We start from the raw sequence: 26,987 nt of genomic DNA, 5'->3' as shown, positions 1-26,987 counted from the left end.
AGGCACTCAATAGTGGAACTTGTAACGGATCTGGACGCTGATCTGGCGCGGGTCAGCGACGTGTGAGCCGCCGAAGGCGTTGCTGAGGTCGATGAAGTAGCGCGAATCGGCCAGGTTCGTCATGCTGAACTTCGCCGACCAACTCTCCCCGAAAGACTTACCTATCGCCAGATCGACCGTATTGTGAGGCGGCAGGTGGCTCGGCCCATCTCCATTGAGGAATCCCGACCCGTAGCTGTAATTCGACGAGAGCCAGGCGGTGCGTGAGAGGTTGACATCGGCGCCGATGGTGAGGGTGTCACGTTGATCGTGGTCGAGGTAGAAAAAGCTTTGTTCCGGCGGCGAGAAATCGGTGAGGCCGCCGGTTATGGCTCCGTACCCTTCGACGGATTGATGCGAATAGGCGAGGTGAAAATTGGCATGGCCTGCGATCGTTGGCGAGTGCAACGTCACCTCCTCGCCTCGAATGCGCACGCGATCAATCGCGAGGGGGAAGAAGATGTTGGAGTTGCCCAAGGCATCGTGGTCGAAGAAGTTTCGAGCGCCGGTGCGGAAGGTGTCCGCATCCAGTGTCCATCCGCGGACAGGAATGGTGATACCGAACTCGTGCTGCTCGTCGCGCTCGCCTCGCAGCATAAGAAAGCCTGCGCCCTGCTCGGCCACAAGTTCAAGCAGCGGACCGGCAATGGTCGTAAGCGGCGGCGGCTGGTAGAAGCGGCTATAGGAGGCGCGCAGTACCCACGAAAGTTTCGGAATTCGCAGCGCAGCGCCGAGTCGAGGGCTCGCCGCGTTTTCGCTGATTGCCCCTGCGAAGTGCGTAAGACGAACGCCTCCGTTGAGTGTCAGCCAGTTGAAAGCCTTGAACTGATCTTCCATAAAAAGAGCTTCGAGGTTGCCGCCAGAAACATTGCGCTGGCGAAATATGTTGCCGGTACCATCATTCGCCACAACTCCAAACAACTGGTTGTCATGCTGCCCAAATGCGTAGAGCCCTGTCTTGGCGTTGTTTCGGCCCTTGATGTAACCAAGCGACATCTGGCCGCCAGCATAGGTTGAGGCGCGATTGTCGGTCGCGCTGGGGATATCATTGGGACCGCCTTCGAAAGCCGCGCGATTGAAATGAAAGAAAGGCGAGATAGTGAAGATGACTGACGATCCGAACGGATGGAGATAAGTAAGAATGCCGAGCGCGTCCTGTTCGCGATCGCGGCCGTCGCGCAGATCAGGTTGGCCGGGATCGTATGGAACCTGGAAGAAATCAGAGCGAACCGATCCGACCAGGCGCCACTGGTCACCGGAATGCGTGTTGTACGTCAGAGAGGTGAAGGCGCCGCCACCAGCGCCCTGGTCGTGAACGTTTTTGGGTGTAGGCGTTTCAAGCGCATGATCGGTGCGGTTGGCGTTAATGCTGGCGTAGTAAGCGAACTGGTCAGTGTGGCTGCCAATGCTGAACTGGTCGTCGGTTTGGTTAAAGTTGCCGTAGCTCATCAGCAACTCGGCTTCATTGTTTCGCTCGAAGCCGGAACGTGGAGCGACATTGAAGACGCCATAGGTGCGGTCCCCGTAGTCGGCCATCATGCCGCCGCGCTGGATTTCGACGAGATCGACGTCTTTGGGATCGAATTGAGGGCCGACGTTGCTGGCGATGTTGGTATTCGGCACGGGTACGCCGTCGATAGCCCACGTGACCTGATGTCCGCCGCGGATGTGAAGCTGGTCGTGAACCATAACGGCGCCGGGAACGGTGTCGGTGACAAATGCCAGGCTATTGGTGCGATCGGCGCCAGGAAGACGATTGATGATGGCTTGCGGAATGTTCGTCTGAGATGTGGACGAGGTCGGATCGATCTGCGGCGGCGCGGCGAAAACACTTACCGACTCCTGAACCGACGGAAGTTCCATTGGCACGTGCACTTCCTGGATGCGGTCGGAAATTGACGCCACGAAGACCTCGGCCGGAGCAAAGCCCGGAGCGGAAATCTCGAGCCGATATCGACCGATGGGGACAGCGAGAAACTGGACGACGCCATCTGAATTTGTCTTCGCGGTGGTGAACCAGGCGGAATTTTCGCTCTGGAGCTTGACCTGGGCGTCGGCGATTCCGCGATGTTGCGGATCATGCACGATGGCCCGCACCGTACCGAACAGACTGGCGTAGGCCGCGACGGAATACATCAGGAAAACGAGCACAACAAGATATCTGCGAAGCATTCTCACCCCACGGAGACGTTCTTCATTCGTGGTCCTTCGTTCCTCGTGAAAGACAAACCGTGAGGAGCGCGAAGGAAACACGAAGATGAATAGCTGGATTCGAGCTAAAGGGCGAATGCCGGGGGCCCGCGATTGTCGAGCGCAGTTGCGGACTGTGAGAGGGCGCTACCGGAGTCGTTCGCTACCGCGGGTTGCTGCGGGAGGAATTGGTTTCCAGCCGCTGATGCGGGTGCCATGAAGAGCTTGATTGTGTGCGTCAGGATGGAGGTCGGGAACCGAAAAGGGCAATAGACCGGATTATGGAAAGCTGTTTGGGCGACGCCAGTATTTTGGCCGTCGGCCGAACCCATTATTGCGCAGTGGTGGGCGCCACTCCGGCGGCAGCACGCGGGTAGCGCAACGTTAGAACTCGCCAGAAGCGGGACTGCGTAAAACGCGAGCAGCAGGAGGACTTGCGAGATGGCGGTGGAACGTCGCATCTATACTTAGCTTAACTGCTCGTGGCCGCGAGAAACTCCGGGAACGAAAAAGTTTACATCATCACAGGCCTGCGTGACGCCTGCTACACGATTCGAGTACACTGGCCCGCCATGAGATTCTCGCCAATCTGCGCCATCGTCCTGATTGCTACCGCAACCTCCGCCGTCCTGTCTGCCACGGTTGAAGAGCAACCGCCGAAACCATCCACCAGTGCGATCGCAGTATTTCTTGGACATTGGGAGGGGCGCGGGACCTTTTACGACACGAAGCTCAGCAAGGCCGGCACGGTGAAGTCGAAGGGCGACTGCGAGTGGTCTCCACAGCGGGGTTACATGATTTGCGAGCAAACAATAATAGAGGATCCTGGTGGAACGCACGGTCAGCTCACAGTCTTCGCACCCATGGAGAAGCCTGACGAGGTCCGTTACGCCACACTCAATGGTGCGGCCGCTCCGACTTCCGGCGTAGTTTCAATTCATGGCAATGCGTGGACGTTTTCCGGCGAGCACACTCGGGACGGAGTTACCACCAAGATTCGGACGACGAATACATTTGAAGGCGATCGGGAAAAGTTTCAGGTGGAGTATTCGCAGGACGGCGGTGCCCATTGGACGACGATGCTGGATGGAGAACAGCATCGGGTGAAATAGCGGGTTCCGAATCCACCACGAAGACACGAACTCGCTCAGATTAGAACAAAAAATAACGGGAGCGCGAAGGCTCCCGTCACCGCCGGCCTTATGCCGGCGCTAGCTTTCAATTCATTGCAGGTAAACCGGCTGATCCAGCTTAAAGTTCAGCACGGTTTCTGCGGGGACGTTGATCTCGTGCCCGCGGGTTAGCACCTGCGCGCCCGCGCCGCCCGCGCCGCCAAGCACTGCGCCGATGGCCGCACCCTTACCGCCGCCGGCTAGAGCGCCAATCACTGCGCCTGCCAATGCGCCGCCGCCAACGTATTTTCCGGTGCGCTTGTTCACGCCGATGCCACCGTTGTTGCTCTGCCCGTTGACGGTGTTGCTCTGCACGTAGTAGTTGTGACCGTTCACGTCAACGGAGTTCAACGCAAGCGCAAGGTCCTTGTTGTTGTTGTTATTCGGATTCGTATCCACGATGATCAACTGCGCCGGAGCGCCGCGCGGGATCATGACCTGCCCGTTAGGCCCCATCACGTCACTGGCGATTTCCGCCTGGTAGGTTGTGCCGGCAGTTGCGTTCTGCGCCTGGATGTTCTGGTCGGCACGAATTGACAACTGCGTACCGGCGGGAAGCACCAGGCCGCCGTTCTCGTACTGCGGATATCCATTTGTGGAGCTGGTTTGCGCATTGGGATACTCCGAATTCGGATACTGCGAATTCGGGTACTGCGCGTTCTGATCATTATCATTATCATTCTGCGGATATCCGTTGTTGTTCTGCGGATACTGCGCATTGGGATTGTTGTTCTGCGGATAGCTCGGTGTTGGATATTCCTGGTTCTGCGCTACGGCACTCGTCGCGAAGGTCATCATCGCGAGCGCTCCGCCAAGAAGAAGGTTTCTGAGATTCATGTATCCTCCCACACGGGTTAAATCAGCATCGTGCCGTGGCCAGTCCGGCAGCGCTGGAAAAGTTATTTTCTTGCGTCTTGTGTTTGGATGAGATTGCGGACGCCGCTGTTGGCCGGGGAAGGCATCCGCCAAAGGATGCAACCTATTGGCACTCAGATACTTACAGGTTTTCGCAAGATGACCGGAGCGGGACTAAACTGGTGGGGTGATCGCGATGATGAGAACGTTGAAACTCGCAGTTCTCGTGCTGGTACCAGCGGTTCTTGCTGCCCAGAGCACGCCCGAGTCGCAGCAGGAGAGAGCCGCTCTTGAAAAGGGGCAGAACGTCCTAGTCTCGACGTTCGACAAGAGCCTGCCGAGAGTCAGCCTCAAGTTCTTTCTCGAGAGCGAGAGCGACGGCGCGAAGATCGCATGGGAAGTTAACGATTGCGGTGAGCAGACCGGCAACCCCGCGGATCGCGGTTCCGAGATTCCGATCTGTGTAGAGGCAAATTTCGACACCGAAGACGGACGAACGGTGGACGTGATGGTTGCCGTCGGAAGTTTAAAAAAAGGAATCGTAGGGCCGCCGGCGCTGTTCAATTCAACGATTACAGATGAAAAAGGCGTTGCGCATTCGGTGAAGCTGATCGAACTACCCGCGAAGATTCACCGCAATGGCAAGTGGCTCCCGAGACGCCATCCGCGGGACCTGCCGCGGCAAGGGGTCGGTACGTATGGGGGGGTTTTGTCACTGAGAAGCAGATATCTCGCTTAGCTCGTGATCACAGCGGAAGGACGCAGCGTAAAAACAAAGGCACGAAGCTTCCCAACTTCGTGCCCGCTTGCTTCGTGTATTGGAAGTGAGGCAGTGCTCGCGAAAAGGGACCGCCGACGCCACCCTCCCCCGAAAGTAGCGTCGTCGATCCCATTTGCCTGGCATAGCGTAACGGGTGCGGTTGCCCACTCCCTTACTACGCCAGCACCGACTCACACATGATAGTGCGAAAAGCTGTGGATACGTTTCAAATATTTGTGAATATTTCTGTTGTGTTTTTCCACACTCCGTTCACGACCCGACGTAAAGCTGGAAGGCGCCCCAGTAAAAGGGGCGGCGGTAGACGGACTGGGAGTGCAGCATGTCGAGTTTGGCGTGCCGCAGAGCGGTGGCGGGATCCTCGCCATTACCGATATTCCTGTAAAGATTGTCCATTAGCTGCGGTGTTGACGCATCGTTCACCTCCCAGAGGGCGGCGATCACGTTGTGGGCCCCGGCGCGCAGGAAAGCCCAGGACAGCCCGACGAGGCCCTCGCCCGAGTAAGACCGGTTCCCCGCCCCGTAACATGCCGAAATGGTTACCAGCTCGGCCTTGAGCGGCTGCTGCATGATGTCGCGGGCGTAGAGTTTGTAGGCGTCGCCCTGCTTGGAAAGGATAATGGACGAGTCGAGCGGGCTGAGGCGGCTGGCGGTGGCGTGGGCTACGAAATGGATATATGTGAATTCGCCTGGTTTTGCCGCGTCGTAGGCCGAGGGGACGGCGGCTTTGCCCTCGATCACCGTTCTTTCATTCGCGGGAAAGTAGTTTTCGACCTTCTGGACCTCGGCTTTGGCTTGCGAGAGCTCGGGGAAATCGGTGCCGGCGTAATTGGGGGCTCCGATGAGAAGCATCGTGCCATCGTGCGAATGGGCCATCGTGCCATTGTGGGTCGAGGCGCTGAGCAGGGCGATGGAACTGGCGCTGGAGATTGTCGCGTCTTCGATCCAGTAGTGGGGTTGCGGGGTCGGGACCATCAGGGTTTCGAAGTTGAGGTTTACGAGGCTTCCGTCGGGGATGACGATGACGCGAGGGGAATGCAGGTCCCTCGACTCCGCGGCCTGCCGGCCGCTCCGCTCGGGATGACGATTCATACCAGTAATTAGTTTTTCGGCGGGCGCGACGAGCATCTGGTAGAGCTTTTCGCCGGCGCCGGAGTCGCGGGCCTGGCTGGGGCCGAGCAGGGCTTTGCGGTATTCGTCGACGGCGGCGTCGATCTCCTTCTGCGGCGGCAGAGGAAAGAGCTGGACGCGCGTAGGCGTGACCACCCACAGGTACGAGCGCTCGGGTTTGAGCCAATACGATAGCACCACCGAGTTCAGACGGCGGGCATTCTCCTCGGGGTGGAAGGCCGATTCGCGAAGCTGGACGGGTATTTTGAGGCCATCGGCGAGAGTTCGCGCGCGACTGTGCTCGGCGACGGCCAGCGCCTCGCGCTCGCGATGATGGCTGATGAGGAAATCGATGTAGTCGTTGTAGAACTGGGTTGCAGTGTTGAGGAATGAAAGACGCTGTTCGTCACTCGTAATCGCGGAACGCGCTTTGTCGATCGTCTCCAGCCCCTTCCTATACTGGAGGTATGCGACGGAATCCCTGCCCTCAGTAGCATAAAGTGCGGCTAAATACGATTCTGCTTCCCATCGAAGCCAGAGATCGCCCCCGGAACCGGAGATAACTTTTCGAAAGAGTCTAGTCGCCTCGGGATACTGCTTGCGACCGAAGGCGATGCGGGCAGAGTTCAGAACGGGCCAGTGGTCGGATTCGTTGCCGATTTCGTGTTGCAGTCGAATTGCTTCCTGGTTGTGCTTTTCGGAAGAATCGAGATCCCCGGTTTCCAGCTCCACAAGCGCGATATTACTAAGAGCATCTTTAGCACCAGTCCTATCTCCTAGAGAGCGAGCCAAGTCGAGCGACTGCCGATAGTATGCGGATGCGCGCGCATAATCGTGCTGTTCCGCGTAAATGAGACCAATATTATTGAGCCATCGAAAACGGTCGGAAACGGCACCGAGCTTTGCGGAGACAGCTTCAGCCTGTGTGTAGTCGTCCAAAGCGCGATCAAAATCGCCGAGGCTGTAATAGCACCACCCAAGGTTGCCCAAGGTCTTACCCACAATCATTTCGTTGTGCAACTCATTCGCGCCGGCTTGAGCTAACGAAAACCAATCGATAGCCTCCCCCCATTTCTGCTGATGGAGGGCGACAAAGCCGAGGTTCCCAAGGGCACTTATTTCCTGAAAACGCCTCTTCTGCTGCCGTGCTGATTTCAATGCGATGCCATACAAGTTGATCGCGTCTTGATATTTTCCCAGTAAAGAGGCCAATGAACCTTGGGCCATCGCAACCTCTCCCATGAGGTCCGGTCGTTTTGCTTTTGCCAACTGCTCGGCGTCGGCCAGCTCTGCCGCCGACTCAGTAAAGTTCTGGAGGCGATAGTTGGCCATTGCGCGAAATATCTTGCGGCGAATGATTACGTCTTCGAGGTTATCCGACCCAGGCGCGGGATCTTTCAGTAGCGCGAGAACATCTTTTGACCTGCCCTGCCAGATAAGTACTTCTGCTTCCAGAACACGGAAGCGTTCCGACCAGTCAGGTTGGCTCTTCGAATACTTTGCGGCACCGGATTGCGCGGCCCCGAGCGCCTGGACCAATTCCCCGCGTTCAAGCTGGAGGCGAGCTTTCTCGAACTCATCTCGCTCTAATAAAGAACCCTGGCGGGTACAGCCCACCAGGGTCAAAAACAGAGAAATTGCTAGTGCTATTACGGAAATTGTGTTCCGTTTCCCGAGCCGCCGCCGAGGTCCAGTGTTCCTGCCACGGGTGATCCGAGTTCGAGGCGCATCATCCTGACCTGTCTGGTGGAGTCCGCCAGGTAGACTTCCCCGAGATAGATAGTGCCGAATCCGGGGACATAGAGGCTCTGCTGATCTGTCGCAGGTTTTGCGTTCGGGTGTGTGAGCTTCTTGATCAGCGAACACCGCATCTTCCCTGGCCGGACGGATTTCCTGACGTTCGGGCTGTTTCCGTACTTCTTATCGAACTCTGCGTAGGTTTGCGCATCGTTCAGGCATGTGTCCAGAACAATGTTTACCGGCGCGCCCTTGATTACAAGATTTTTGAAGCTGCTGTCGATCTGAACCGTGGCTTCGCAGGCAGCGCCGGTGTGGCGTGTCGTGATGCTCATCTCGAGGCCATCGGCGGTAATAATGGTCTCACCGGTGACTTCATCCTGGATGATCAGGCCGTTGATGCTGGTCGAGATTTTCGTATTATAGACGCCATTCCCATCCTTACTGCCGGAAACTTCCGCGACAGCACTGGCGATGGTGATGCGCGGCAGATCATAACAGTATCCATTGACCTGCGCGCGGTGGTGACCACCAGTGAGTGGCAACGACACGCCCGCGACGGTTTCAACCACTCTCTGCTCGGGCCGTGTGATGAACCCACCCAATATGCTTGCTTGTGCGTGATAAAGGAATGTAGGTTGCATGGATTGCATCTCTCCCCCAGAACCTCAGAATTGAAAGAATGGATGTGTCCCGAAGAGCTACCCACCCTGGCCAAAGGAGGGCTAGGATGGGGCACCCAAAACCTGTTCTCGAAACGAACTTACTTTCTACGCAACACGAAGGGATGTCGAGCGATTTCTTGTGCGCCGCTGGAATCGGCCTTGTGGCCCCGGATCACCAGGTCGTACTGGCCCTCGTTGAGCAGGGCACCGGGAATGAGCAACTGCACGGTGTTCTGCGTCTGCGCGGTGGAAATCGGTACGGAGAATTTCAGGGCGCCGGACTGGCTGAGGATGTCGGCGCTGTATCGGGTGAAGCTGGAGTCGCTTGGAATATCGACGTAAAGTCCAAAGGGAGTGTTGGCCGGAACCGTGACTTCCAGCGCGCCCGCGGCGCCGCGCGATCCGGCCGCAACCAAAGAGAACGATGGCAGGGCCTCCGCCTTGGTGAGAGCCTGATTGTGCAGTTGCGGGATCTGCACGAAATTCTGGTAGCCAACGGTGGCAAGCAACAGTGCAATGGCTGCAAGGGAATAGGCAGGGCGCCACCAGTTCAGAAACCCAGCCGTCTCGCGAGCCGGCGACTTCTTCTGGTCCGGAGCCGTGCGCAGGGCTTCGCGGACGTTGTCGACGAGGATGGCGGTGGCTTTCACGTCGGCCGCGCACTCTTCACAATCGAAAAAGTGCTCCTCGAAGGCGTCGCGCTCGGTCCCTGCCAGCTCTCCCAGGAAATACTTCTCAGCCGCGTGGGTCTTCACCGCTTCAATATGATCCATACGTCTTCCATGACTTCCGCCCTGTGGCATCCGCGATTACCTCGCGACGGGGCACCTCGGGCGCTTCAATTCAGCTCATTCCACGTTGGGTTGTGACACCAGGCGGCCCAACGTTTCGTTGAATCTTCATAATCCGGCCTGGATTACCGGGCGCGGGCCCGGTGTTTGTTCTGCTCATATAGAGCCCGGAACTGTAACTTGGCCCGGTGTAACAGAACTCTCAGGTAGTCGCGATCGACCCCAAACTCGCGGCAGACCTGGTCTTTGTCCAACTCGTCTAGAAAAGTGGCTTTCAGGAGCCGGCGGTCACGATCCGGCATCTTAGCCATTACTCTGTTGACCTGCTTTTTGGCCTCTTCCGAGACCAGCGAGCGGTCCATGTCGATGTTCTTGTCTGGCGGATCGAAACCTTCTTCGAAGCCCGAGGCGCGGATCGAGGAGCGGTATTGCTCCATGATGACGTTGTTGCAGACGGAGTTAACAAACGCTCCGAGGCGCTCGGACTGGCGAAGTCCACTGTCCTTCTGCAGTGTGGCCAGGACGCGGACGAAAGTCTCCTGGCGAATGTCGTCGATGACATGCGGCGGGAAAAATCGCGCACGCAATTTGATCGCCAGCAGCTCGGAGAAATAAGCAATGAAATGCTGCTGGGTGGGAGGATCGCCCTCACGCAGCCGCTGCACATAATCGTTGTCGAATGTGTACAGCTCCAAGAGCGCTCTCCCGCGATTGAGGTTCGTAAAAGTATAACTGGAAAGGCTTTCCGGCCAAAGTAGAACTACAGTGACTGGTCAGCGGTAGCTGGTAGTCCGGCTTCACCAGCCACCAATCACAAGTCACCAGCCACATTTCCTGTTTTTGAAACGCTTTCCCCTTCCACTTCACTAACCAGCGTTCATCCGAGTCCGAGTCAGGGGGAGCAATGTCTGGGAAGCGCGTGATGGTGGTTTGTGAGCAGCCGACGTTTCGGGAAGAGCTCGCGAAGTTGATCGAGGACCACGGGCTGGAGTCGTATCCGGCGGCCGATGGGATCGATGCACTGCGGCAGATCTACCATGTACGGCCCCGGGTAATCGTCAGCGATGCTGCGCTGTCTCGGCTCTCCGGGTTCGAGTTCCTGCCGTTTGTGCGGCGGCGATTTCCCAAGGTCGGGGTAATTGCGGTCGCCGACGAGGCCGAGAGTCGCGAGGAAAAGCCGGTAGCCGACCTTCTTGTGCCGAAAAGTCCATGGAACCCGGAGGGGTTCATCGCTCACGTCCGGCGAATGCTGGCGCAGTGGCCGCTGCGTGTAGAACAGGAGTCTGATTGTGCGTAACGTTGTGTCATCCGCGATCCAGGAATTGTTGTCGTTCACGCCGGGACACTGCCATGCGTGCCACGAGCTTCATGAAGAATTGAAGGCGGCATTGATGCAGTATCTGCTATCGAGTACGAACCTGTACGCTCACGGACTGGAGACCGGCGCGATTCAAATGAATGCAGTCGAAGTCCGGTTGACGGATGCCCTGGCGGAATTCCATGCGCATCGGCTGGATACACATTTTATGAGCTACTTCACGGTTTCGCGGATGGAGATGGCAGTTCGGAATGCGAGTTGAGAAGCGCCTGCGGAACTGACAATCGGAAAGCTTGCGTAGTTAACGAAAAATGAAAAGTCCTACCTCTTGGGAGTCTTTCCCAAGACTTTCGCCGCCTCTGAACGCCATGTCAGAGGCGGCTTTTTTGTCTCTCATCAAGGTAGGCTGTGGAAAGTACAGGGCGCATCGGTCGGCTGTGCCGGTGGCGTGGGCGCACTCTGATTGGGCAAGTTGGTGAAGTCGAAGAACTCCGACATGTCCGGTTGCGCCGCATCACGTGCGGTCAGGTTTGGGAGATTGAAGCGCTTCTCAATGAACTTCAGGATCGCCGTGTAATCCATGACGGTGTGCGAGACGTAGCCCTTCTTCGCGAATGGCGAAACGACAATCAGAGGGACCCGGAAACCTGTCCGCGAATAATCGTCGACATCATCCGTGGGGGAGAGCATCGGTCGGATCGAATCGGGATTGACGGCCGACTGCGGTGGAACGTGATCGTAGTTGCCACCCCCTTCGTCATACGTGAGTATGAAGGCCGAACTGCTCCACGATGAGCTGTTCATCAACGAATTGATGATCTTGGCTACATAGGCAGCGCCCTTCTGGATATTCGAGTTGGGATGCTCATCAAGCGAACTGGTCCCGCCGGTGTCATTCGTCTCTACGCCGGTTTCGATGAAGGCGACGTCGGGCAGACTATTGTTGGCAACATCCGTGTAGTACTGGTCGATGGATGCAATGTGGTCCTTGTGCTCGCCATAGAACGGACTGAAGAACCCGAGATACGTGTTGCCGGAAGTCTCGTAAATCTTCCAGGACTTCCCCGCATCCTGCAGGAGGCTGAAGATGGTGGGTTCCGAGAACGTCATCCCCGACGGCACATCATTGACGACGCCGAGAGCGGACCCGGCAAGATTAGCGATCCGGTTTGCCGGAGTGCGCGAAAGGATTGGCGAGAACCATCGATCCGATGTCGCAAACTGCGTCGCCATAAAGTAGTAATACGGCAGCTCACGATTGGTGTAGTAGCCGATGGCACGAAGCCCGGCAGTATCCGAATAGCTGTAACCCGCCTGGTTCTGATCGATCGCATAGTTAGCGGCGGAGTAGACGAAGCCGTCCATGGGGCCGGTCTTTGAGAGCGGGTTGTAGCGATTTACGTCCCGGCGACTGGCGTTCCACGCCGGGGTCAGGCTTTCGACGCAGACCGTGTTGAAATGGTACGGTTGAACCTGGGTGGTTCCGTCATAGCTGGGATTGCTCGCGTCCGCCGGGATCCCGTCGACATCGGCTCCAAGTCCATGAGCCTGACGGTAGTCGTTCAGCTTTCCGAAATAATTATCAAAAGAGCGATTCTCCTGGAGCATCCAGACGATGTGCTTGATTTCCGTGATGCTACCGTTACCGGGGGGAGTATTAGTCCCGCCGCCATTGCCGCCGGTGTTCCCGCCTCCGGAGTTGTTGCTGGTTGTGGTATTGCCCCCGCAGGCGGTCAAAACAGCAAGCAAAGCTATTGCCAAACAGAGCCTGAGTGTTCTCATTTTCACCTGCTGCGAAGTGAGCCGCTCGTCTTGAGATGGGTTCGCGTTGAGCCGTGTTGTCCCGGGCGAGGAGGTTCTCGCTTAAGCTCAGAACTCCTGAATTTTCAGTCCGTTGGAATGGTTATCGGCGGGCATTGGTAGTCAACACCGCACCGCAGAGATCAGAGTTGCCCCTGGGTCGCTGCGCGCTATTACAATGCCAAACGCCAAATGTCTCATGCCCTGCACATCAGGAGAAGTTCCGTGAACTGGAAAACGTGGCTGTTCGATTCGAGTGCGCCCAAGGCTGTTTTGCTCGTTCGCTTGTTGGTCGGCGTGGTGTTTCTTTCAGAAGGCATCCAGAAGTTCCTTTATCCGGCGACACTAGGCGTGGGGCGATTTGCAAAGATCGGTATTCCCTTTCCGCAATACTCGGCACCGTTTGTGGGGGGAGTGGAATGTGTCTGTGGAGTGCTCGTCATTGTGGGGCTGCTGACGAGGCTTGCGGCGATTCCGCTGCTGGCTACCATCTCGGTGGCGCTTGCGACGACGAAAGTGCCTATGCTGATCAGAAGCGCGTTCTGGGCAGCCATGCACGAGGCGCGCACAGATATCTGCATGTTCTTAGGAGCGATTTTCCTGATTGCGGTCGGCGCAGGGCCTCTGTCGATGGACGCAAAACTCTCAAACGGCAGCTCTGGAATTGATAGAAGAAGTGCAACGAGTGGACGATAAATGCGCCTAACAATCGTACAGGCAGGTGAGAAAGTACTGCGCGAAACTGCGCGGCCATTGACGAAAGAAGAGATCCTCGGCGATGAAATCCAGCGACTAATCGCCGACATGCGGGACACGATGCGAGATGCACCAGGCGTGGGACTCGCAGCACCACAAGTGGGCATCCCGCTGCAACTTGCCGTCATTGAAGACCGTGAGGAATACCAGAGGGACTCGCGTCCCGAACAGATTGCGGAACGGGAGCGCAGGCCGGTTCCCTTTCATGTCATCGTCAATCCGACAATAACGCCGGCGATCGATACCCGGGCAGAGTTCCAGGAGGGCTGCCTGAGCGTGGCGGGTTTCGTCGCCGTGGTTCCCCGCTGGCGCCAGGTGCGAGTGGAGTGCCTGAACGAACGGGGCGAACCGCGCATCATAGAGGCTTCCGGTTGGTATGCCCGTATCCTCCAGCACGAAATTGACCATCTCCAGGGAATGCTCTACGTTGACCGAATGCTGAGCCGCACTTTCATGACCACCGACAACTATGCGCAGCATTGGAAAAACAAAACCATCGACGAGATACGTAGCGATCTACGGGCGAATTAGTTTCCAGTGGTATGGCGCACAATGGGAGTCTGTCGATGGATAAGGTTGAGGGTCTCTTTGGCAACTTTGTCCTCCATAAGGCATCGATGGCTACATTGGCAAGATGTTTCGGGTAGTCTGAAAGCCCCCGTGAGTCGCCGTTTTCCACTACGCATGGGATTGCCGATTCCGGCGAGTTGTGCTTGAATCTTTATGAGTTCCATGCCGGGTTGTGGTGGCATGGGTAAGAATCACAAACAATCCCCGCGCCTGGGCGCGTGCGTTTTGTTTTCGTGAATTTCCTGAAGTGCAATTTCGTTGTGAGGTGTGGCGGTAAGCACTGCATTCGGTTCCGCTCAACACAACACCTGTCTCCCTCCTACTCTGTTTGTCCCGTTATGCCGAGACCGCAACTTAATAGCAGCCAGTCTCATCGCTCGAGAGGTCTCGGATCGTCCTCCACCGTTCCCGAAGCAGCGTCACCTCGTTTTGCATTCGGGTCCTCTTGCAGTTTGGAAGCAATTTCGATTCACTTCCTTGTCCCACTTTCAAAGTTAAAACGATTTTTGCGAAAGGAAGCACGAGATGGCTGTCACTCGAATCGACTTCCCAATCGAGGGATTACAACCGGCGCAATCTGAAGCCGATATCCAGAAACTAGTTGAGGCCGAGCGCCTTCGCCTCGAAAAAGAGTTAGGACTGGGATCGCAAGCCCCGAGACATTTTCATCGTCCCGTAGAACGTCCGTTCACGGCCGAGGAGCGCGGCAAGATCACAATCCTGTTTGGTGGACTTTCGCTGAAGCACGAAAAAGTGATTCACGCGGTATTCGAGGGCTGCGGTTATCGCTGCGAGATTCTGCCGACAGCGAATGTCGCAGCGTTCCAGTTGGGCAAGGAATACGGCAATAACGGCCAGTGCAATCCGACATATTTCACGGTCGGCAACCTGGTGCAGTACCTGCAAGGGCTCGAGGCGCGCGGTGTGTCGAGGCAGGAGATCATCGACAATTACGTGTTCTTCACCGCCGGATCGTGTGGTCCTTGCCGGTTCGGAATGTATGAGTCCGAGTATCGCCTCGCCTTGCAGAATGCCGGCTACGACGGGTTCCGCGTGCTGCTCTTCCAGCAGAACGACGGCCTGAAGGCCGCCTCCGGAGAGGCCGGATTGAAGTTCACTGTCGACTTCGGCATGGGGATGTTCAATGCGCTGAACCTCGGCGACATCATGAACGAAATGGCGTATCGCGTGCGTCCGTATGAGGCGAACCCCGGCCAGGCGAACGAGAAATTCACCGAAGCAATGGACGAGATCTGCCGGCTGCTGAGCAAGCGCACGCCCTATGAATTCTCGGACCGGACGCCGAGGTTCATTGCGAATCGATTACCGAATAAGAAGTCGAAGGGCTACATCGTCGCGAACTCGCTCGGGAAAGTTTGGGATCACCTATATGGGCCTCAGTCGAAACAGGCGTATCGGCGAGCACATGACATCCTCGGCGAAATCGAGGTCGATCGTCTGAAAGTGAAGCCGGTGGTGAAGATCATCGGCGAGTTCTGGGCGCAGATTACCGAGGGGGACGGCAACTTCCATATGTTCGACTTCCTGGAGCGCGAGGGTGCTCAGGTGCTCGTCGAGCCGATCGGCACCTGGGTGATGTACATGCTGTACCAGGTGAAAGAGAAGGCCGCGTTCCGCAAGAAACTCGACGCTCCGCATAAAAACGTTGAGTGGTACCAGTTCAACCAGCGACTGGCAAACGAGATGGCATTCCGGAAGAAATGGCTGTCGTTCACCTTTGGCGAAATGTTCTATGAGCGTCAGTACAGCCGCACGGTGGAGGCGCTGGGCAACATTGCGCATCACCTTGTGTCGCAGAAGGAACTCGCCAAGCTGGCACATCCTTTCTACAACCAGTTCGCGCGCGGCGGCGAAGGACACCTCGAGGTCGGCAAGAACGTCTACTACACCCAGAACAGACTGGCTCACATGGTGCTGGCGCTGAAGCCCTTCGGATGCATGCCGTCATCGCAGTCCGACGGAGTTCAGTCGGGCGTCGCAAATCACTTCAAAGAGATGATTTTCTTGCCGATCGAAACTTCCGGCGAGGGCGAGATCAACGCGCATAGCAGGGTACAAATGGCGCTCGGGGAAGCGAAGGTCAAGGCCCGCATGGAATTCGAAGACGTACTGAAGTCGACCGGTAAGTCGGTTGATGATATCCGCGGCTACGTCGCCGAGCATGCCGAGCTGCGCAGGCTGTTTTATCCCGTTCCAGAACGAAAGGGCGTAACCGGCGTTGCAGCCAATTTCGTCCTGCACGTCAATGACCTGATGAACGGGAAATCGCGTATCCGGCACGTGCCGGAACCGGAGAACGCACTGGCAACCGCTTAGCCCGACAGCCATTCGGACTTTCCGGCTCGCTATGCGGGCGGAAGGTCATGGGCCCGAGGAGAAAATGGAAGCGCAACACAATCAGACTCCATCAACGACACCACCATTTCGGCTGGATGTTTCGTTGCACGATCTGCTGACGAAACCGCAGGAGCGTTCGGCCGTTCCGCCCCCGCCGGGCGGAGTTCCGCAAGAGTTGCCAACGCCAGCATTCCCGCAATACAAGAAGCTGTTTGAGGCGCCGGATGAGAATTACTTTCCTAAGAATGGCAGACGACATTGGGAGCCGAAAGATATCTATCGCAGCATGAAGGGATGGATGTTCCCTTATTTCAAATCTCGGCTGCTTCCCGGCGAGTTCCACCCGATCATTGCCTATCTATTCAACGAGTGGAAATGCAACCTGGATTGCCACTACTGCTGGGCCTTTGACAACAGCGTTAAGGGAATGACCGAGGATATTGCGAAGCGCTCGATTGACTGGCTGCACGATACGGGTTGCCGCGTGCTCGCGTTGATGGGCGGCGAACCATTACTGCGGCCGGACGTTGTGCACAAGATTATCTATTACGCTGCTAAGAAGGACTTTTGGGTGTATCTGCCGACGAATGGGCGGCTGATGCGGCCCGCGGTGATCGATCGTCTTGCTGATGCTGGACTAGGAACAGTGAACCTCGCGGTCGACGCATGGGACATCAAGCCGGGATTGCCGAAGGCGATGGTACCGATCCGCTCGTTCTTCGATTACCTCGTTCGCAAACAGTACAAGTACGGATACAGCGTGTTCCTGAACATCAACATCTGCCGGAATAATCCAGAGGATGTTGTGCAACTGACGGAACTCGCACGCGATAACGGCATTGCGACCGATTATCACGTTTGCGAGTCGCCGATGACCGAACAGCCGCACTTCAAGCATCTCGAAGAGAACAAGACATTCATCCGCGAAGAGGATATGCCGGCCGTATGTGAGCTGATCGATTGGCTTGTCGAGAAGCAGCGCAGTGGCTACAAGATGGTCAACTCAGTCGAACGGCTGCTGCAGATGAAGGACTTCATCCACGGCGAACTCGACGATTGGAAGTGCCGCGCCGGCCAGAACTCGCTCATAGTTCGAGTCGACGGCACCCTCGCGCCGTGCTTCCCCATGTATTCCGCTTCGTATGACTGGGGCACGATTGAGAATCACAAACTCGAGGAGCAGCAACTGAGGAATATGAAACACAGTTGCCAGAGAGATTGCTTCTCAACCCTGAACCACATCCTGGCGTTTTGCTACAACGACGGCCGCGTGCTGCATTGGTTATTTGAGCAGGCGAAGCACGGCTTCCAGGGGGTAACCGGCAACATGCCGTCCAAGGCTCAAGGAGCTGTCTAGTGTCTGGTTCTCACACTTCCGGTTGCAGCACCCACGACTCGCGGGTCGACGTTCGGCTCGACGACCTGACGAAAAAGCCTGCGACGCAGGAGTTGCCGGCGCGAATGCTCGCCAATCCCGCGCCCGAAGGTGATTTGAATATCGCCTACATCATCGGCATGGATGTCGGCTCTACGACCGTGAAAGCTGTGGTGGTCAATGCCGGTAGCGATGAAATTTTCTGGCAGGACTACCAGCGTCACGAGACGAAGCAACCGGAGAAAACGCTCGAGTTTCTGAAGCGGATGGAGAATGAAGTCGCAGTCGCGCCGGGGAACTCGCGAGTCTTCATCACCGGCTCAGGTGGCGGGAACCTGGCGAACCTGATCGGCGCAAAGTTCGTGCAGGAGGTCACTGCCGTCGCGCTGGCAGTCGAAAAGCTGCACCCGGAAGTGAACTCGGTCATCGAACTCGGCGGGCAGGACGCCAAGATTATCGTCTTCAAAGAGGACGAATCGACGGGGCGCAAGAAGAAGATCCCGTCGATGAACGACAAGTGCGCGGGCGGCACGGGTGCCGTCATCGATAAGATCAATGCGAAGCTGAAGATCCCGGTAGATGAACTCGGCAAGCAGGGATACACGGGCATCAAGCTGCACCCCGTGGCCGGTAAGTGCGGCGTATTCGCCGAGACAGACATCAACGGCTTGCAGAAGCAGGGGATCCCACCGGATCAACTGATGGCGTCGCTCTTCGACGCCATCGTGATGCAGAACCTGACGGTGTTGACCCGAGGCCACACACTGCGACCGCACGTGCTGCTTCTCGGCGGCCCCAACAGCTTCATTCGAGGAATGCGCGAAGCCTGGCAGCAGAACATCCCGAAGACCTGGGCGGAGCGTAAGGTCGAGTTGCCCGAGGGAGCGACGCCGGAAGAGCTGATCAAAGTCCCGGGCAATGCGCAGTACTTTGCTGCAATCGGCGCAATCGAGTTCGGCAAGGACGAGGACAAAGCCGTCGGCGTGTATCACGGGACCGAATGCCTCGAAGACTATATCCTGTATGGCCGAAAAAAAGAGAAGGAGAAATCCGGCGGTCAGGGATTAAGTAACTCAGAAGAAGAACTGGCGGGATTCAAGAAGCAGTACACGGTAAAAAGGTTCGTTGGCGCCAAGTTCCAGCCCGGTACGGTTGTCGCCGGATTCGTCGGAATCGACGGCGGGTCCACTTCGACGAAAGCCGTGCTCCTGTCCGAATCCGGCGAGGTGCTCTGCAAGGCGTATCAACTTTCCAATGGTAACCCCATGCAGGACACCATCGACATGTTTACTTCTCTCCGCCGTCAGGTTGAGGAGCAGGGAGCGAAACTCGAGGTTCTCGGGATCGGTACCACTGGCTACGCCAAGGACATTTTGAAAGACGTGCTTAAGGCCGACGTCGCGCTGGTGGAAACCGTCGCGCATACAGAGTCAGCGATTCGCTTCTACAAAGATCCCGATGTGATCGTCGACGTCGGTGGGCAGGACATCAAGCTCATCGTTCTGAAAGATGGCAGGGTCAAAGATTTCAAGCTGAACACGCAGTGTTCGGCCGGAAATGGCTACTTCCTGCAAGGCACTGCCGAGTCGCTCGGCGTTAAGGTCGAGGAATACGCTGATATTGCCTTTTCCGCGGAAACGATGCCCATATTTGGCTACGGCTGCGCTGTTTTCATGCAGTCGGATATTGTCAACTTCCAGCGGCAAGGGTGGAAGTCACAGGAAATCCTCGCCGGGCTTGCGGCTGTTCTGCCGAAGAACATCTTTCTGTATGTCGCCGGCATTCCTAACTTGGCTAAGCTGGGCTCGAAGTTCATCCTGCAGGGTGGCACGCAGAAAAATCTCGCGGCGGTGAAAGCCGAGGTCGATTTCATCAATTCGCATTTTCACGACGGGGCAACTGAGCCGAGTGTGACGGTACACGAACACTGCGGCGAGTCGGGCGCTATTGGTGCCGGCGTCGAGGCCATTCGGCTGTACAAAAACGGTCAGAGAACTTCGTTCATTGGTCTCGACGCCGTCCAGAAGATAACTTACCGTACCACCCGGAACGAAGACACGCGCTGCTATTTCTGCAAGAACAACTGCCTGCGAACGTTCATCGACGTCAACGTCGGCGAGGTGAAGTCGCAGCTGCCGGTCTTCAAATCAAAAGTACCGCTGCAGGCGGGCGAGCAGCGTCTCATCATCTCTACTTGCGAAAAAGGACTGGTGGAGGACGTGAACGCAATGCGCGGAATCAAGGCCGGACTCGATGCAGTGAAGGCCGCAAACCCCAATTATGTCGAGATCGCTTCGCGCGAGGCGTTCAAGGCGCGGCAGGTACCGCTCGTAGCCGATTCAGCACCAACCAACCGGTGGTCTTCGGCGGCAAAGAAACGTGCGGAACTGATCAGTAAGCGCGCCAGCCTGCGCGTTGGCATGCCCAAGGTGCTGAACATGTATCTGTACTCCCCGATGTTCAGCTCTTACTTGCAGGCATTGGGAGTGCCGGGAGAAAACATCATCTATTCCGACTACACCAGCCACGAAATGTACAAGGCAGGGGCGGGGCGCGGCGCCATTGATCCGTGCTTCCCGTCCAAGATCGGCATCCCGCACGTCTATAACCTGATGTTCACCAAGCATGCGAAGAAGCCGCTCGATGCGATTTTCTTCCCGATGATCGACGTGCTCACGACGAAGCTCCAGAAATGCACGGGCACGAACGCCTGCCCAACCGTCACGGCAACACCGAACGCGGTCAAAGCCGCGTTCACCAAGGAAAGCGATCTCTTCAAAGAGAACGGGATCGCTTATATCGACGCGATCCTCAACCTCGCAGATCGACGACTGTTCGGATTACAGATGTTCCGGGCCTGGGAACCGGTGCTCGGCCTCTCGGAAGACGAAAACGAACGCGCTATCGACGAGGCTTTCAAAGCACAGGAAGCTTTTGAGGCCGGTCTGCAAAAGCGCGCGCGCGAAACTCTTGACAAGCTGGAGCAGGAGAACCGCATCGGAATCGTGATGCTCGGGCGCGTCTACCATCACGACCCCGGCGTTAACCACGAGATCCTCGATGAATTCCAGAAGCTCGGATACCCGGTGTTCTCGCAGAGCTATCTGCCGATTGACGACGATCTGCTCGAGCGCCTGTTCGGTGAGGAGGTGCGTGCCGGTGTGATCAGCAGCCCCCTTGATATCACCGATGTCTGGAAGAACGCATATTCGGCGAGCACGAATCAGAAGATATGGGCGGCAAAGTTCACCGCGCGGCATCCAAACCTCGTCGCGCTCGAGCTCTCCAGTTTCAAGTGCGGACACGACGCGCCAATCTACAACGTGGTAGAAGGCATCATCGAAAATTCGGGGACGCCTTACTTCTCTTTCAAGGACCTCGACGAGAACAAGCCGACCGGCTCCATCAAGATTCGCGTCGAGACTATTGACTACTTCCTGAAGCGCTATCGCGAGGACCTGGTGCGGAAGGCTGGGGCTTCCAACGAACTCAAGAAACGCATGGCGGAATATGAGCAGATGCTGCGCGCGAGGCTCGCGCAACGGCCGCATTATGACGTACCGGTCGGCGCGAAAACGGAAGACCGTAAAGTGGCGGTCGGGGACTGAAGACTATGACCTGTGCCATCGACTCAAAGAAGTTGATGTTCGAAATCTATCGCGACCCCAACCTGGAGCGCGGCTACCGCGTCGTCTACTTCACGGAACTTGGCGAGCACGAAAAAGAAGAAGAAATTGCAAGCGCCATGCGCGGCGAACATGTCTTCGACGGCTTCATCCTGCACCGGCAACGCCAGGAGGCAAAGGAGTTGATCGAGGGATTACTGGATCGTCTTAATCGCGGAGAGTCGCTGACAGCCACCGAGATCGCGGACCGGCTGAAGCCGTACATGACCTGAAGCCGGACCTATGGTCACTCGCACCGTCGTGAGATACTACTTTTGGCTGTAACGTTCCGCGGCCAATTGAATCTATTCCACAGGAGAGGTCCTCTTGAGCAATAACTTGTGGATGTTCCTGGCGATCATCGTCGGATACGTGCTGTTAACGCAGTGGCTATTGCCGAAACTCGGTGTACCAACTTGACGCACGGTTCCCCCCAGCCGCGGGTCGGCTGAAGACAAGGAAAACGTCGGCGTCTCCTGTGAGCGCAAATAAAGGGCAGATATCCTCTGCCCTCAAGCCCCGCTAAGTTGTCAATCACTCTTCCGAGATTATCTTGACTCCATTTCGGGTCTCACTCTCCCGGGACTTCGCCTGGACGGATGCAGGCTTCTGATCAAAATGGCGGACAATTACCTCGGGGCCGTAATCCTTTTCGCCCGCAACACTCCTGCGCACCGTCGTGTCGCGAACGATTGCAGGTTTGGGCCTGGATGCTGGCACGCTCTTCTCGGAGACACGCACCGGGGTTGCTGCAACGGCCGGAGCTTTGATGGAAGCGGGGCCGAATGGCACCTGTTCCTGCACCGTTGAAAGCCCCGTTCCTTTGCCAACGGGATTCGCTGGGCCAGCGTATCCGGCCAGGGTCCATCCAACGAGTGCGGCCGTCGCAAGAACCGCCGCCAATGCCGCGCCCTTGTAAATCCGTTCGCGCAGCCACAGCGGTCTAGGCCGGGCAGGGAGTTTCTGAACGTAGGCGAGCCTCAACTCGCGGTGCTTCGCCTCTCTCCGCAATGCTCGTGCGGTGAGAAAGCGCACCTTCCAACGATTCAGGCGGCCTGTGGTGGAATCACCGATCTCGACAAGGTTCTCTCTACCATTAGTGAGGCCTCGCCCGATCGTCTCCGTCACCGCCTCGAAACCGCCCACGGCTTTGCCGAGACCGCGGCCAAGTGCATGGGCTGTTCTCTCCGACGATGCCTTCGCAATCTCCGCTATCTTGACGTGACGCGTTGCAACTTCAGTACTCGTCGCCTGCACTGCAGCGACAGGCACTTCGACCCTTGGAGGCATCTCGACGACACCTTGAAATGGTACAGGTACAGAAATCTCAGCATCCTCAACCGAGGATTTTGGCGCCACGACGGGCTCGACGGCTGGCATTACCCCCGGGATGACGGTCACGTCGACTCCGAGCTGTTCGGCTTCTGACTGCGCCACGCGCAAGGCTTCGTCAAGATCGCGTCGTGTGACGGTCAACTCGAGGTCGGCTGGTTCAAGACCAGTCTCATCGGGTCGGACAAATTGAAGTGTGTAACCACTCTGCGCTAGTTGCGCAGCCAGGAAGGCGATTGCTTCGGGATCAAAACTCCGAATGCGAGCTAGTGGCATGTTGGCCCCCTGTTCCCGGGCGGGTTCGACATCCCATTTTAGACGCGCCAAAGTATGCCACAGATGGCCAGAATAGGTTGAGTTTTCGAAGGATCAATTCATTGTTGGTCGGCGAAATCCATCCCGTCAGCGTACTGCTGGCCGGCAATCTCGTTCGCATAATGCTGGACTTCCAGGTAGGCTTTCAGGATCTCGATGTGGAGCACTTCGCGTTCACGGGGATTGCGGCAGTCGGTCCGAACACAGTCTAGCGCCAAGTAGCGGTCGTGCGCCTCGACGAACCTCTGCATCAACCCCGTCATGTCTGCATTCTCTTCCCCATGGTCCCAGTTAACCATTGGGATAATCCCCTAGTTCTGTGGTTTGTCCTTAGCTGCCAAGTTCTTAGTCGGCAGAGAGCGCCGACCGCCCAACAATCCCTGCACTGTGATCGTGATGTATTCAGGTATTAACCTGAAGCTAAATAGGACGGCGTTGCTACCGTATCGACTCAAGCAACACCGCGGCGCGCTGCACCGCCTCGGTGACAGCTTTCAGTTGATCCCGAAGCCGTGGAAGGTCTTTCTGGTCAATGGCCTCGTTCACACCGGGGATGACCACTGCCGAGTACCCGGTGAACTCTCCCGGAGCGAAAATGGCATGCCGGAAAAAAGGCCGGCCGGGGAGCCCGTCCGTGAGCATTGCCCGATCCGCTTTCATCAAGCCGGCGTTGAGTGCGGCAGGATTGGCGGGAACGGTCTGCTGGAATGCCTGCAAAGATTGCCCTGCGGCCTGAAGTTTCTGCGCAGCCGCGAACGCCGGAGCGAAATCGACCTCCTTCTTCCAGCCTGCGGCTTCCGCACGCTTTTGAGCGGCCGCAAGGAAGCTGCCGATCTCTTTTCCGTACTGTTCGTAATCGAACGGCAGAACGTCCGCCTGCGACATTCGCAGTACCTGGAGTCCCATCACACGAGCCATTTCCTGCTCGTACACAAACGTAGGATCGCCGAACTTCTTAAACCACGCGAAATCATCGAACGCCGAATGGTAGACACCATATGGGCCGCCGGTGGCAATATCGGTTGATGGGACGCCGACGTGCTGCAGGAACCCTGTGTAATCCGAGCCGCTGCCGAGATCTCCGACGGGCACCTGGGCAACGGTGTCGGCAGCCGGCATCCTTCGGCGGACCGGGCTCTGGACGTCCGGATTCTGAGCGGCAATGCGCCGCGCGGCGTCGGCTTGCGCTTTCCAATCGTCGAAAACTGTGCCGCCTTTTGGACTGGGAACGGCCTTCGTGACATCGCGAACGAATTGCTTCAGGCTTGGGACTGCCGATGCTCCGAAATTCGGCCCGCTGACCGCTGCATCCATGTTGAAATACGCGACGGCTTTGTCGAGATCATTGGCGTACTGCTCGACGTATTCGGTGGAGCCGACAAGGCCCTCCTCTTCTCCATCCCAACTGGCGAAGACCAACGTCCGTTTCGGCTTCCATCCAGACTTCAACAGGCTGCCGATTCCATGTACCGTCTCCAGCATTGCAGCGGTACCGCTGCCGGGATCTACGGCGCCGAAAACCCATGCATCGCGATGATTTCCGCTCATCACCCACTCATCCGGAACCTCACTCCCGCGCACCGTGCCGATTACGTTCCAGATGGTGCGGTACTGGTAATCCATCTTGAGAACCATGTGCACGCGCACCGGACCGGGGCCGACGTGATACGTGAACGGCAGTCCACCCTGCCAGTCGCGCGGGGTTTCAGGTCCGCCAAGATTCTCAAGGATGGGCCGCGCGTCACCGTAGGAAATCGGCGTCGTCGGGATCTTCGGCATCGCGACGGCCTTGTCTGGTGGAACTCGCTGCGACATCGGCAACGACGGAACGGAAGCGATACCAGGCGTAGTGACGTCGCCAGGGTATTCGAACATGTACTCAATCGAGCCGCGCTGGACGCCGGTTTCCGGACAGTAGGGTCCCTTGGGGTAGACATCGCCCCGGAAGTAGCCGTCGTCAATCGGGTCAGAGTATATGATGACCCCGGCAGCACCTGCGCGTTGCGCGATGAAGGATTTCACTCCACGGAAGTTTTCGCCGTAACGGACAAGAACGATCTTACCTCGCACGTCTATGCCCATCTGCTTGAGCTTGTCGAAGTCTTCCGGGCGACCATAGTTGGCGTAGACGACTTCGCGGTCGACGTCGCCCGAGGGTGAACTTCCTGAGAACGGAATCACGATGCGGGGATCGACCTGGTAAGGATCCTTCGCCACGTGCTCACGGCTGGGCGCGCGAAGATGAATTCCCGGAGGACTCGTGATGGATACGCGCACCTCGATCGGGTAGTTCATCCAGACCTTGTATTCGTCGATTCGCGTTTCGAGCCCGGCTTCCCGAAACTTCTCGGCAACGTACTCGGCGGTCTTGCGATCTTCCGGGGTCCCGGCCATATGCGGAACGGCCGTCAGTATTTTCAGGTGCTGCTCCGCGAGATAGGGCTGGGGGACTTTGAGAAACTTCTGCTCTAGCAGAAGTTCCTCCGTAGCATTGCGAAATCCTGGAAGTTGGGAAGCCGTTAACGGCTGTTGCGCAACGGCCAGATGCGCAAAAAGAAGAGCCAGTGTGAAAACCGAGGCGACGGCCCGCCGCATGATTTCTCCGAAGATGACTTTCGGGCAAGAGTTCATACGACCAATTCGATACACTCCCGCGCGTGAAAGCATCATACAGGAGCGGCTTAGTCCGGAATCGCTCGTCGAACTGCGAGCACCTGACTCGGCAATCGTAAATCGGCAGAAATCGACCGCTTCATCTATAAAATGTCTGTTGCGGCGATTCATTTAGTTCATGGCAGAAGACCCACCAATTATTTATCCGGGAGAAGAACCGTCTCCGAGCATCCGCAACCGGAAACTCGGCGGAACGGACGACTCGGCCCTTACGTCGATCGCTGGTGATCAGGCCGTCGCAGTGCAGGTCGCGCCCACCACGGTCGCAATGCCCGAGGTAGTGCGAGCGCTGCGGCATCGGGATTTCCGTTATTTCTGGTTCGGCAACTTTCTCTCTAACGTCGGCACCTGGGTTGAGAACGTAGCCGAGAGTTGGCTCGTGGTGACCCGACTCGCGCCCAATAACTCCGCCTTTTGGCTGGGAGTACTCGGGTTCGCGGCGACCGCTCCAATGATGGTCTTCGCTTTGATTGGCGGCGTTATCGCCGATCGCGTGAACCGTCGCAAGTTAATGATGTGGACGCAGAGCAGCATGATGGTAATTGCGTTCTCGTTCTGGATTCTGACAGTCACGAACCGGATCTCGCTGCCATTAATGATTTTCCTGGCGTTCTGCAATGGCCTGGCAATGTCGCTGAACGCTCCGACCTATCAAGCCATTGTGCCGTCGCTGGTGCCGCGCGAGGACCTCACAAATGCTATCGCCCTAAACTCTGCCCAGTTCAACATGTCGCGCGTCATCGGACCGACTATCGGCGGACTTGCGATGGCGTACTTCGGAATCGCTAACAACTTCCTGCTGAACGCAATTAGTTTTGTGGCCGTACTGATTGCCCTGATGAAAATTACATATCCGCCGGTTTATCCGCCGGGCGACATGACCATGTGGGAAACAATGTCAGAGGGATTCAATTACCTGTTCAGCCGACGCGAAATGCTAATGCTGATCATCCTGGTAGCCTTCGCCAGCATTCTCGGAATTCCTTACGCGACCTTTGTTCCGTTGTTCGCGAAACAGATACTCCACCTCGGTGAAACTGGATACGGTCTGTTAATGGCGTGCAGCGGCGCTGGGGCATTTCTCGGTGCCGCAACCATTGCGTTGCTAAAGAACATTCGTTGCCGCGGGCGCTTCGTCGTCTCGTCCGCGCTTGCGTTTTACGCGGCTGTGATCCTCTTCGCTTTATCGCGAACCCTGCTTCTCTCGGCAATTCTGCTGGCTGTGATTGGCTACTGCATGATCCTGATGGTCGCAACCGTCAACAGCCTGCTGCAACACCTTTCGACAGACAAGTACCGGGGGCGCGTAATGAGCATTTACGCGACGGCTTTCCTGGGATTCGCCCCGATCGGCTCGCTGATGGCAGGGTCGCTGGCGGGAACCATCGGCGCGCCGCACGCCATCGCCAGCATGGCAGCGGTTGCACTCGTTGCGAGCGCAGTGCTTTACATGAAGAGTAAGGATTTGCGGTGCCTGGAGTAGCTACG

Annotated in this window: 22 protein-coding genes; 11 read left to right on the top strand and 11 right to left on the bottom strand. The window is 57.1% G+C overall.

Annotated features, from left to right (window positions below):
- Window positions 1–6: 6 nt before the first annotated feature.
- A complete protein-coding gene (locus ROO76_05495) occupies window positions 7–2,211 on the bottom strand; it encodes a TonB-dependent receptor (protein MDT8067605.1) in 2,205 nt (734 codons plus the stop codon).
- 104 nt (window positions 2,212–2,315) lie between these two features.
- Window positions 2,316–2,690: a hypothetical protein gene (locus ROO76_05490; protein MDT8067604.1), complete on the bottom strand. Its 375-nt coding sequence runs from the start codon at window positions 2,688–2,690 to the stop codon at window positions 2,316–2,318.
- A 111-nt stretch (window positions 2,691–2,801) separates the two neighbouring features.
- Between ROO76_05490 and ROO76_05485 the strand changes: the two genes are divergently transcribed.
- Window positions 2,802–3,341 carry a hypothetical protein gene (locus tag ROO76_05485; protein MDT8067603.1) on the top strand — a complete coding sequence of 180 codons (540 nt, stop codon included), beginning with the start codon at window positions 2,802–2,804 and terminating at the stop codon, window positions 3,339–3,341.
- A gap of 111 nt (window positions 3,342–3,452) precedes the next feature.
- Here ROO76_05485 and ROO76_05480 read toward each other — a convergent pair whose 3' ends face one another.
- A complete protein-coding gene (locus tag ROO76_05480) occupies window positions 3,453–4,238 on the bottom strand; it encodes a hypothetical protein (GenBank protein ID MDT8067602.1) in 786 nt (261 codons plus the stop codon).
- 214 nt (window positions 4,239–4,452) lie between these two features.
- On the opposite strand from ROO76_05480, the gene ROO76_05475 reads away from it, so the two are divergent.
- Entirely contained in the window at window positions 4,453–4,995 is a 543-nt protein-coding gene (locus ROO76_05475) for a hypothetical protein (protein ID MDT8067601.1), read from the top strand.
- Between the two features lie 291 nt (window positions 4,996–5,286).
- On the opposite strand, the gene ROO76_05470 is transcribed toward ROO76_05475, so the two are convergent.
- The 4 genes from ROO76_05470 to ROO76_05455 form a co-directional block, all read right to left on the bottom strand.
- Complete coding sequence (locus ROO76_05470) at window positions 5,287–7,683, bottom strand: CHAT domain-containing tetratricopeptide repeat protein (GenBank protein MDT8067600.1); 2,397 nt, start codon at window positions 7,681–7,683, stop codon at window positions 5,287–5,289.
- A 110-nt stretch (window positions 7,684–7,793) separates the two neighbouring features.
- Window positions 7,794–8,525, bottom strand: coding sequence for a hypothetical protein (locus tag ROO76_05465; GenBank protein MDT8067599.1), 732 nt, complete (start codon window positions 8,523–8,525; stop codon window positions 7,794–7,796).
- A 119-nt stretch (window positions 8,526–8,644) separates the two neighbouring features.
- Window positions 8,645–9,319: a zf-HC2 domain-containing protein gene (locus ROO76_05460; protein ID MDT8067598.1), complete on the bottom strand. Its 675-nt coding sequence runs from the start codon at window positions 9,317–9,319 to the stop codon at window positions 8,645–8,647.
- 143 nt (window positions 9,320–9,462) lie between these two features.
- Entirely contained in the window at window positions 9,463–10,032 is a 570-nt protein-coding gene (locus tag ROO76_05455; GenBank protein ID MDT8067597.1) for a sigma-70 family RNA polymerase sigma factor, read from the bottom strand.
- Between the two features lie 209 nt (window positions 10,033–10,241).
- On the opposite strand from ROO76_05455, the gene ROO76_05450 reads away from it, so the two are divergent.
- Together ROO76_05450 and ROO76_05445 are read left to right on the top strand one after the other, a co-directional pair.
- Entirely contained in the window at window positions 10,242–10,634 is a 393-nt protein-coding gene (locus ROO76_05450; GenBank protein MDT8067596.1) for a response regulator, read from the top strand.
- Complete coding sequence (locus tag ROO76_05445; GenBank protein ID MDT8067595.1) at window positions 10,627–10,917, top strand: hypothetical protein; 291 nt, start codon at window positions 10,627–10,629, stop codon at window positions 10,915–10,917. The genes ROO76_05450 and ROO76_05445 overlap by 8 nt, the downstream gene beginning before the upstream one ends.
- 134 nt (window positions 10,918–11,051) lie before the next feature.
- Here the strand turns inward: ROO76_05445 and ROO76_05440 are convergent, their stop codons facing one another.
- Window positions 11,052–12,437: an alkaline phosphatase family protein gene (locus ROO76_05440; protein MDT8067594.1), complete on the bottom strand. Its 1,386-nt coding sequence runs from the start codon at window positions 12,435–12,437 to the stop codon at window positions 11,052–11,054.
- 210 nt (window positions 12,438–12,647) lie between these two features.
- Here ROO76_05440 and ROO76_05435 point away from each other — a divergent pair, with 210 nt between their 5' ends.
- From ROO76_05435 to ROO76_05410, 6 genes are all read left to right on the top strand, one after another.
- Entirely contained in the window at window positions 12,648–13,151 is a 504-nt protein-coding gene (locus ROO76_05435) for a DoxX family protein (GenBank protein MDT8067593.1), read from the top strand.
- A complete protein-coding gene (gene def, locus ROO76_05430; protein MDT8067592.1) occupies window positions 13,152–13,742 on the top strand; it encodes a peptide deformylase in 591 nt (196 codons plus the stop codon). It abuts the gene before it with no gap.
- A 564-nt stretch (window positions 13,743–14,306) separates the two neighbouring features.
- A complete protein-coding gene (locus tag ROO76_05425) occupies window positions 14,307–16,118 on the top strand; it encodes an activator of (R)-2-hydroxyglutaryl-CoA dehydratase (protein ID MDT8067591.1) in 1,812 nt (603 codons plus the stop codon).
- Window positions 16,119–16,182: 64 nt separating this feature from the next.
- The gene (locus tag ROO76_05420) at window positions 16,183–17,496 is read left to right on the top strand and encodes a radical SAM protein (protein MDT8067590.1); all 1,314 of its coding nucleotides are present in this window, start codon (window positions 16,183–16,185) and stop codon (window positions 17,494–17,496) included.
- Window positions 17,496–21,122 (top strand): BadF/BadG/BcrA/BcrD ATPase family protein, encoded by a 3,627-nt coding sequence (locus tag ROO76_05415; GenBank protein ID MDT8067589.1) that lies wholly within the window; start codon window positions 17,496–17,498, stop codon window positions 21,120–21,122. Before ROO76_05420 ends, ROO76_05415 begins: the two co-directional genes overlap by 1 nt.
- 5 nt (window positions 21,123–21,127) lie before the next feature.
- The gene (locus ROO76_05410) at window positions 21,128–21,412 is read left to right on the top strand and encodes a hypothetical protein (GenBank protein MDT8067588.1); all 285 of its coding nucleotides are present in this window, start codon (window positions 21,128–21,130) and stop codon (window positions 21,410–21,412) included.
- 301 nt (window positions 21,413–21,713) lie between these two features.
- Here the strand turns inward: ROO76_05410 and ROO76_05405 are convergent, their stop codons facing one another.
- From ROO76_05405 to ROO76_05395, 3 genes are all read right to left on the bottom strand, one after another.
- Entirely contained in the window at window positions 21,714–22,787 is a 1,074-nt protein-coding gene (locus tag ROO76_05405) for a hypothetical protein (GenBank protein MDT8067587.1), read from the bottom strand.
- Window positions 22,788–22,885: 98 nt separating this feature from the next.
- A complete protein-coding gene (locus ROO76_05400) occupies window positions 22,886–23,125 on the bottom strand; it encodes a hypothetical protein (protein MDT8067586.1) in 240 nt (79 codons plus the stop codon).
- A 139-nt stretch (window positions 23,126–23,264) separates the two neighbouring features.
- Window positions 23,265–25,421: a M28 family metallopeptidase gene (locus ROO76_05395; protein ID MDT8067585.1), complete on the bottom strand. Its 2,157-nt coding sequence runs from the start codon at window positions 25,419–25,421 to the stop codon at window positions 23,265–23,267.
- A 196-nt stretch (window positions 25,422–25,617) separates the two neighbouring features.
- Here ROO76_05395 and ROO76_05390 point away from each other — a divergent pair, with 196 nt between their 5' ends.
- Complete coding sequence (locus ROO76_05390) at window positions 25,618–26,982, top strand: MFS transporter (GenBank protein MDT8067584.1); 1,365 nt, start codon at window positions 25,618–25,620, stop codon at window positions 26,980–26,982.
- The last annotated feature ends 5 nt before the right edge of the window (window positions 26,983–26,987 follow it).

Source organism: Terriglobia bacterium (assembly GCA_032252755.1).
GTDB lineage: Bacteria > Acidobacteriota > Terriglobia > Terriglobales > Acidobacteriaceae > JAVUPY01.
Note: the sequence above shows the minus strand (reverse complement) of the source record. Positions and strands in the feature narration are given on the sequence as shown.